This is a genomic window from Pedobacter agri PB92, from assembly GCF_000258495.1.
Classification (GTDB): Bacteria; Bacteroidota; Bacteroidia; order Sphingobacteriales; family Sphingobacteriaceae; genus Pedobacter; species Pedobacter agri.
Genome location: NZ_AJLG01000216.1, coordinates 1 through 6859, shown reverse-complemented (window position 1 = coordinate 6859; position 6859 = coordinate 1). Strand labels below are relative to the sequence as shown.

Below are 6859 nucleotides of genomic sequence, written 5' to 3'. Positions count from 1 at the left end.
ACACTATTACCTGAATCACATTGAATCCTTTTTGCTTTCTGTCTTCGAGATAGGTATTGGTTTCTTCGCGGTTAAGTCTACTAAACAATAACCATCCTGTATCACCTAACCAGAAAAAAGCTTTCCATCTCCTGTGGTAAAATATCTTCCATTTTCAGAAACTAAAAGACTTTTATCACCGAAATGAGGTTTATCCTTGCAACCGAAAATGGTTAAACACAAAAATGCTAAAAGGTAAAATGCAGATTTTAAAGTCATATTTTATATTTTGTTAATGAAGATTAATTCATCACCAGTACCCACTTTGTTTATTTTCGCAATAGCACTACCATTAACTTTTTCTTCTTTAATGATGGCCCCGGTTTTACTATTTAATATTTTTACATTGAATTTCCCGGCAGTTTTGGTTAAATCTACACTGATGGCTTCTGCCGATGCATTGTAAAAAAGATAGGCTTTCCCTGCATTCTCCAAACCGTATTGTTGTTTGTTTTTACCTATCGGGATGATGGGTTTCAGCGTTGAAATTGCATTTGATAGGGTTTTATCAAGATTTTGAACATTTGATAAAGAACCTCCAGCCATTAAAACAGCCCAGCCAAAAACATCGAAATTATCGCCGGAATAAATCACAGCTTTTTCTGGAAATTTAGTTTTGTATTCGGAAACCGCGTGATAAACCTCTTCGAAAGAAGTTTTCTTCGGCTTAAGCAAACGAGCATGCTGGCGTGGCGCTAAATTTTGTCCACCTTGTGGCGCATATGCTGTTCCATCAGCTTGGTAATGCCAGTATCTAATGTCAATTAAATCAATTACATCAGCTCTCTGTTTATCTGCTAAAATTGCATCCTGAACATCTTTGGTAACACTCAAACCAATAATCGGACGTTTGCCGGTTTCCTTTTCCCATTCTTTAATGGTATCAAGCCAAAATTGAACGAAGTGTAACGGACCAGTAAATTCGGCACCAATCAGTTGAATCACACCAGAGTTTCCATCAAAATTTTCTAAACATTTTCTGATGTAAGCCCTGTGTATCGCTTTGCGATTTTCGTTGCTGATATCGTAAAATTGCTCAGCCATAAAAATGCGTTTATCGCCAGCATAAGGTACAGGTTCTGGGAAGCCTGTATTATTGATGTTATTTGCTGTACGCCATGGGAAATCGGCGTAATGCGCTCCAGCCTCAATGATATTGTGTTGGAAATAATTCTGATGAATTAGCACCAAACTTTTTTGGTCGGCCAGGTTTGCGAATTGTTTCAACCTATCCCAATACCAAAGGTTATATTTCGTGATGTCATATTTACTCAGCCCATCCCATGCTTTATCTTGTCCGCTACGGGCAAAAGGCAGCTCGTAAAATGGTGCCCAAACTTCGCCATCCATTCTGCGGATACGCTCATGGTCATCTCGTCTTCTATCATACCAAAGGCCATAATTATGGTCTAGAACTTTAACTGAACCATTTTTCATAGAATCAGTTATCTCTTCTAAATCATCAGTTAAGCCATTCCCTTCACGGCCAGGTACAAAACGGGTTACATGAAATTTAGTTTTCTTTAAACCATGGGGACGAGCACTTCCATTCCACCATGGTACATCCTGACGATTACCAACAACGATTTCATTACCTCGAACCAGCCAGCCGTTTTTAATGGTCATTGCATCGGCTTTTGCTGGCTGAGTAACTTTGTCCAACCCAATTTTATCGATGCTTTTAGCTTGATTTACGTTTAGAGAAACTTTGTTCCTTTGTGATGCTGCATCTATGTATTCTGCAACAGTTAACGCTGGTTTGACAGCAAGTTTTGTTAGTTTCTGGGCAACATCAACAGGTGGACTACTTGAAGCTTCAGTTTCTACAGGTAAAACAAAAGCTCTGGAATCAATTTCATTTCCGACTCTATCTTTCAGTTGTGCGTAATATAAACTACGTGGCTGAATTTGCTCGTTCGACATATCCCAATAACCGTTTCCTGAAAATTGCGCCCAGGTTCCGAAAGCCCAGTTTTGCGCTGTTGGTGGCTGTGGATTATCGACTCTTGCAGCGCTACATTGCCAGAAAACACTGTTCGCAGCACTCCAACCCGCTCCTTGTCCATCCTGACCACGGTTTAAATAACTTAAGGCATTTCCATCGATGTTTACGATATCAAACAACACACCGGATGCCCAGCTATCAATTGTACCGCTGAAACTGAATGGCAAATAGGATTGACATTGCACAAAAACATTTGGTCCGGGAGTGCAGAAACCCACTGCAAAATCATGGTAACCATATTCCGAATACAATCGTTGAAAAAGTGTTTGTTGCCCTGTAGTGTAAAAAGTATTGCGGCGTTCACCTCCGATTTCGGAAATTGGTGCCAAGGATTTACAATCTTCAACAGTAATTCTTTTTGCTGTTTCCAGTACATTTACCGCAGAACCTGCAAAATGCTCAAAAACAACCTGACGAACCCAGGCATCTTCTATATTTTCTAAAGAAATGGCCGTCCAGCGGTGGTATTCATCTTTAATATTTTCTTTATGATAATCTGATTCAAGTTTTAGATTTTCTACACCAGAATTCGAAATTCTTCCATCCCATTGGTATTTTGATATTGTTGCGCCACCAAATTTAGCATCTAAAGCAGTGGTAATCGGTGCATCAAAAGTAATTGTCGAACCGCTTATTGCCGTTATCTTTCTATCCCAATGAATATCCCTGGTTCCAGGTTTCCAACCTAAAGCACTTTCACCCCCACCGAATTCAACTGTTTTAAGGGTTTCAATCCATTCTTTAGTTGATGGACGATTAATGATAATTTTGTCCCCAACCTTGAAGCCACTAGTATTTGATAAGTTTATTTTAATCGAATTTACCGGAACATAAGAATCACTGATGGCGATGGGAGTTTCTTCAACCTTATTATTTTTACCCAAAATTCGGATAACTCCTATCCGATCTAAACCCGTTGCAAAAATCTTAGTACCGTTTTCGCCCATTCCACTACCGCGAAGTACAACACCCGAAGCAGAAATTTTCAACGTCCCTGCAACTTCATAAGTTCCCTTTTCTAATAAAACCGCACCACGTAAGCCATCCTTTCCAACGGGTAATTTCGAAACATAATTAATGGCCGATTGAATCCTTAGTGTGGCATCTCCCTTTGAAACCGGAACAACTACTTTAATTGTCGCATCTGGAATGGCTTTTTCTCCAGCCATATATCCTGCATAAGAAAAATCAGGAATACGGTTTCCTTGCTCATCGGCTGTATAAGCCAGCTTACCATCCTTACCTTTAAAAATTGGTTTTGGTGGCTCTACTGGCTTTGATTTTTGAGCATAAGAAAAGTTTGCAACCAGTAGCACAATTATCAGGAGTGATAAGCTTTTTAGTTGTTTTACTTTTGATATATGGTTAGTACTTGGCATTATTATTTTGTTTTTGTGAGCAGGGTTATGGAGTTATACCTGTCATGCTGAGTTACGAAGCATCTGCAAACTATTAGCACTTTCTTTGCATATTTACTTTCTTCTCTAGTGGTGATTTTGAGCATTTCATATCCATCACTTAGCGATTCTTCGTTCCTCAAAATCGCAAATTTTATTATTTTTCAACTATTTCATCATTCAAAAATTTCCAATTAAGATTCTCTATTTCAATCAATTCATTTTTTCTTTTTCTTGTCCAACCTTTAATTTCTTTTTCTCATTCGATAGCATGTTCAATGAATTGATACCTCTCGAAAAATATTAAATAATGGCAGTTGTATTTAAATGTAAAAGCAAATTTATTATCCTTATTTTCTATGTGCTGCTTAAGTCTAATCTCTAAATCATTTGTTACACCAGTGTACAAAACCGTTTTATTTTTATTGGTTAAGATGTAAACAAAATAATTATTACTCATTGCTTTATTGTGGTTTGGTTTTTATCGCTTGTAGATTCTTCGCTGTAATCACAATGACAAATTCTTACTGTCATACTGAGGAACGAAGCATCCCTCACCTATTATTTAACATTCCTGCTCATTCATTTCCGTTGTAGGCAGTAGTGTGTTGTTAAAGTTTCGTTTTCATCGATTGCAGATTCTTCGCTGTGCTCAGAATGACAAAATCCTTTGCAATGACGAACTGGTTAAGCAATGTGCTTAGTATTTCAGCTTTAGCCTTTCAGCTTTTCACTTTCAACCTTTAACTTTCAACCTTTCACTTTCAGCTCTTTGAAGGTCTGACTTTACTCACATCCACTAAGCTATTCAAATAAACTTCGATATTGGCATAACCAGATTTCGAAATTTTGGCAGCATCTTTTGCATCTTTTGGGTTCAAACCATTTTTTATTTCCCAGGCATCAGGAATACCATCATTGTCAGTATCTACATAAGGCTTTCCCTTATATTCCGGGTAACCACCCACCTGAGCAATATCTGAAATAATGCCATGTTTATAAGAATCAGCTGGTAAGCGACGCTTTACGTAATTCTGTGGAGCAGGTAATTTCCCGTCTTCAATATGTTCAATTTTACCAGTAGCAACCTGTTTAACGATACGCTGATCAACAGCATCGCGAACGGGTAATGATGCACCCGCATTTGCAAGCACATAATCGTATGCTTTTTTGGTATCGATGATTGAAATTCTCGCCATTGGTAAAGGCTTATCTGTACGGATAGAATCCAGTAACTTCTGCTTGTCGCGTTTACTTTCCGGCTGAACACCGCCATCCCAATTATTTTTCGTTACTTTCTCGTTCCCCTCCACGATGTTCCCGGTTACGTAAGCACGACCGAATTCATTTGAATATCTTTTATCTCTTCCAGATTCTGGTTTTAAAATTCGGTACGAAATCGGCTCACCAGCCGGAGTAATTGGCCCGGGTTTGTAATAATTGTTTACGAAACTATAAAAGGATGCATTATCACCACCATCAGCACTCCTGTTCCACCAGTTAAAAACTACATTATTTGCAAAACCAAAATCGCCATACATGCCCACTGATGGATTTCTGGCAATGTTCGAGGCCCAAAGGTTACGCATGAAAGTAGAATTTAATCCACCAATGGTACTTCCGAAGGCATGGTTATAGGTATCTAAAGCTTCAGAAAAAATAGAGTTTTGGATGGTTACGTTTACTGTTGGTAATTTTTCGGGCTTAGAACCATCTTTTTTATCGTAAACATGGCGATAAATCGACATATTTTCATCCAGTCCCCAGCTTGCGGAAACGTGGTCGATAATAATATTTCCTACCGGATTGCCACCAATGGCATCATCTCTACGTGTCACATCAGTAGCGCCACGACGGAAGCGCATGTAACGAATCACCACATCGTGGGTATCAATCCAGATGGATTCGCCTGCAATACAAACGCCATCACCTGGTGCACTTTGACCTGCAATGGTAATGTATGGCGCACGAATACTCAATGGAGATTTTAAACGAATAATTCCGGCAACATTGAAAACAACAATTCTTGCTCCACCCTGTTCACAAGCTTCACGCAAGGTTCCCTTGCCAGAATCTTCCAAACTGGTTACCACATAAACTTTACCGCCACGTCCGCCAAAAGAATAAGCTCCGCCACCTTCAGCACCCGGAAAGGCCACCATTTTTGATTGTGGTAAATCACTCGGTTTTGCTGCCCAAGGAATATAAGGTTTACCCGCTTTAGCCTCGGCATCAATGATTGGCTTCACTTTCAAAAATTGTTGGTCTGCTCTGCTTCCAAGCTTTGCCATTAATGAGTCAGCCTTTTTTTCCATTGCCTCAGGGATCACAGGATATTGCGCAAATGCAACATTTCCAATTCCACAAAGCGCAATAATGCCTAAAAATGAATTCCAGTTACGCATATTAGTTAGGTTTTACAGTTGAAACGGAAACTACACTGTTTAAATAGTTTTCGATATTCGAATAACCATTTTTAGTGATTTTTGCTGCATCGGATGCATCTTTTGGGTTCAAACCATTTTTCAACTCATAAGCATCAGGCATACCATCGTTATCTGAATCTTTGTAAGGCGTTCCTTTATAATCCGGATAACCACCTACCTGAGAAACTTCTGTAATAATGCCTTGCTTGTATGAATCTCCAGGTAATCTGCGATGTTCAAATTGAAACGCTGATGGTTTAGCATCAGGGTGAACTTCAATGATTCCAGTTCTTACCTGTTTAACTATTCTTGTGTCAACAGGGTCTCTTTTTGGCAAAGTTGCGCCTACGTTGGTCAACACATATTCTTTAGCTTGAAGTGTAGGAATGATAGATATTTTTGGCATCGGAAAAGGTTTCTTTGCTCTCATTGCTGCAAAATATGGCGATGCTTGCTCGAAACTCATCAAGCTTCCTTTTTTATCCTCAATTTGTACACCACCGTTCCAGTTATCTTTGGTTACTTTATCATTACCTTCAATAATATTTCCATCTACATAAGCTCTTCCGAAAACAACATAAGGCAATTTACTACGGCCAGACTCGGGTTTTAAAATACGGTAAGAAATTGGGTCTTTAAGCTCAGTAACTGGTCCCGGTTTATAATAGTTATTGATAATATTATACTGTGCGGTATAATCACCTCCATCAGTAGAACGATTATTCCAATTGAAAACTACGTTATTTGCAAAATTAAAAATACCATTCCAGCCGATTGATGGATTACGAGCACCGTTATCTGCCCAAAGGTTACGAACAAAAGCACAGTTTTCGCCACCCAATGTAGAGCCAAAAGCATGGTTCCAATAATCCAAAGCTTCAGAGAAAATAGAATTTTGAATGGTGATGTTTACTGTTCCTAATTTATCTTCGATTTTGCCGGTACTATCATTGTACATGTGGCGATACATCGACATGTTTTAGTGTGTACGT

At 38.9% G+C, this 6859-nt stretch carries 6 protein-coding genes; all 6 read right to left on the bottom strand.

The genetic code is table 11. The annotated features are described in order from the left end of the window. The coding region (locus tag ON09_RS26310; RefSeq protein WP_238533763.1) for an apiosidase-like domain-containing protein at positions 1-88 on the bottom strand (88 nt) is incomplete at its 3' end. Between the two features lie 17 nt (positions 89-105). After that, positions 106-258, bottom strand: coding sequence for a hypothetical protein (locus ON09_RS26305; RefSeq protein WP_238533762.1), 153 nt, complete (start codon positions 256-258; stop codon positions 106-108). 3 nt (positions 259-261) lie between these two features. Continuing rightward, positions 262-3423: a DUF6298 domain-containing protein gene (locus tag ON09_RS21245; RefSeq protein WP_010603088.1), complete on the bottom strand. Its 3162-nt coding sequence runs from the start codon at positions 3421-3423 to the stop codon at positions 262-264. A gap of 277 nt (positions 3424-3700) precedes the next feature. Beyond that, entirely contained in the window at positions 3701-3901 is a 201-nt protein-coding gene (locus ON09_RS21240; RefSeq protein ID WP_010603087.1) for a GIY-YIG nuclease family protein, read from the bottom strand. 304 nt (positions 3902-4205) lie between these two features. Further along, positions 4206-5846 (bottom strand): polysaccharide lyase, encoded by a 1641-nt coding sequence (locus ON09_RS21235; protein WP_010603086.1) that lies wholly within the window; start codon positions 5844-5846, stop codon positions 4206-4208. A 1-nt stretch (position 5847) separates the two neighbouring features. Further along, the gene (locus tag ON09_RS21230) at positions 5848-6843 is read right to left on the bottom strand and encodes a hypothetical protein (RefSeq protein WP_316927834.1); all 996 of its coding nucleotides are present in this window, start codon (positions 6841-6843) and stop codon (positions 5848-5850) included. Positions 6844-6859: the final 16 nt, after the last annotated feature.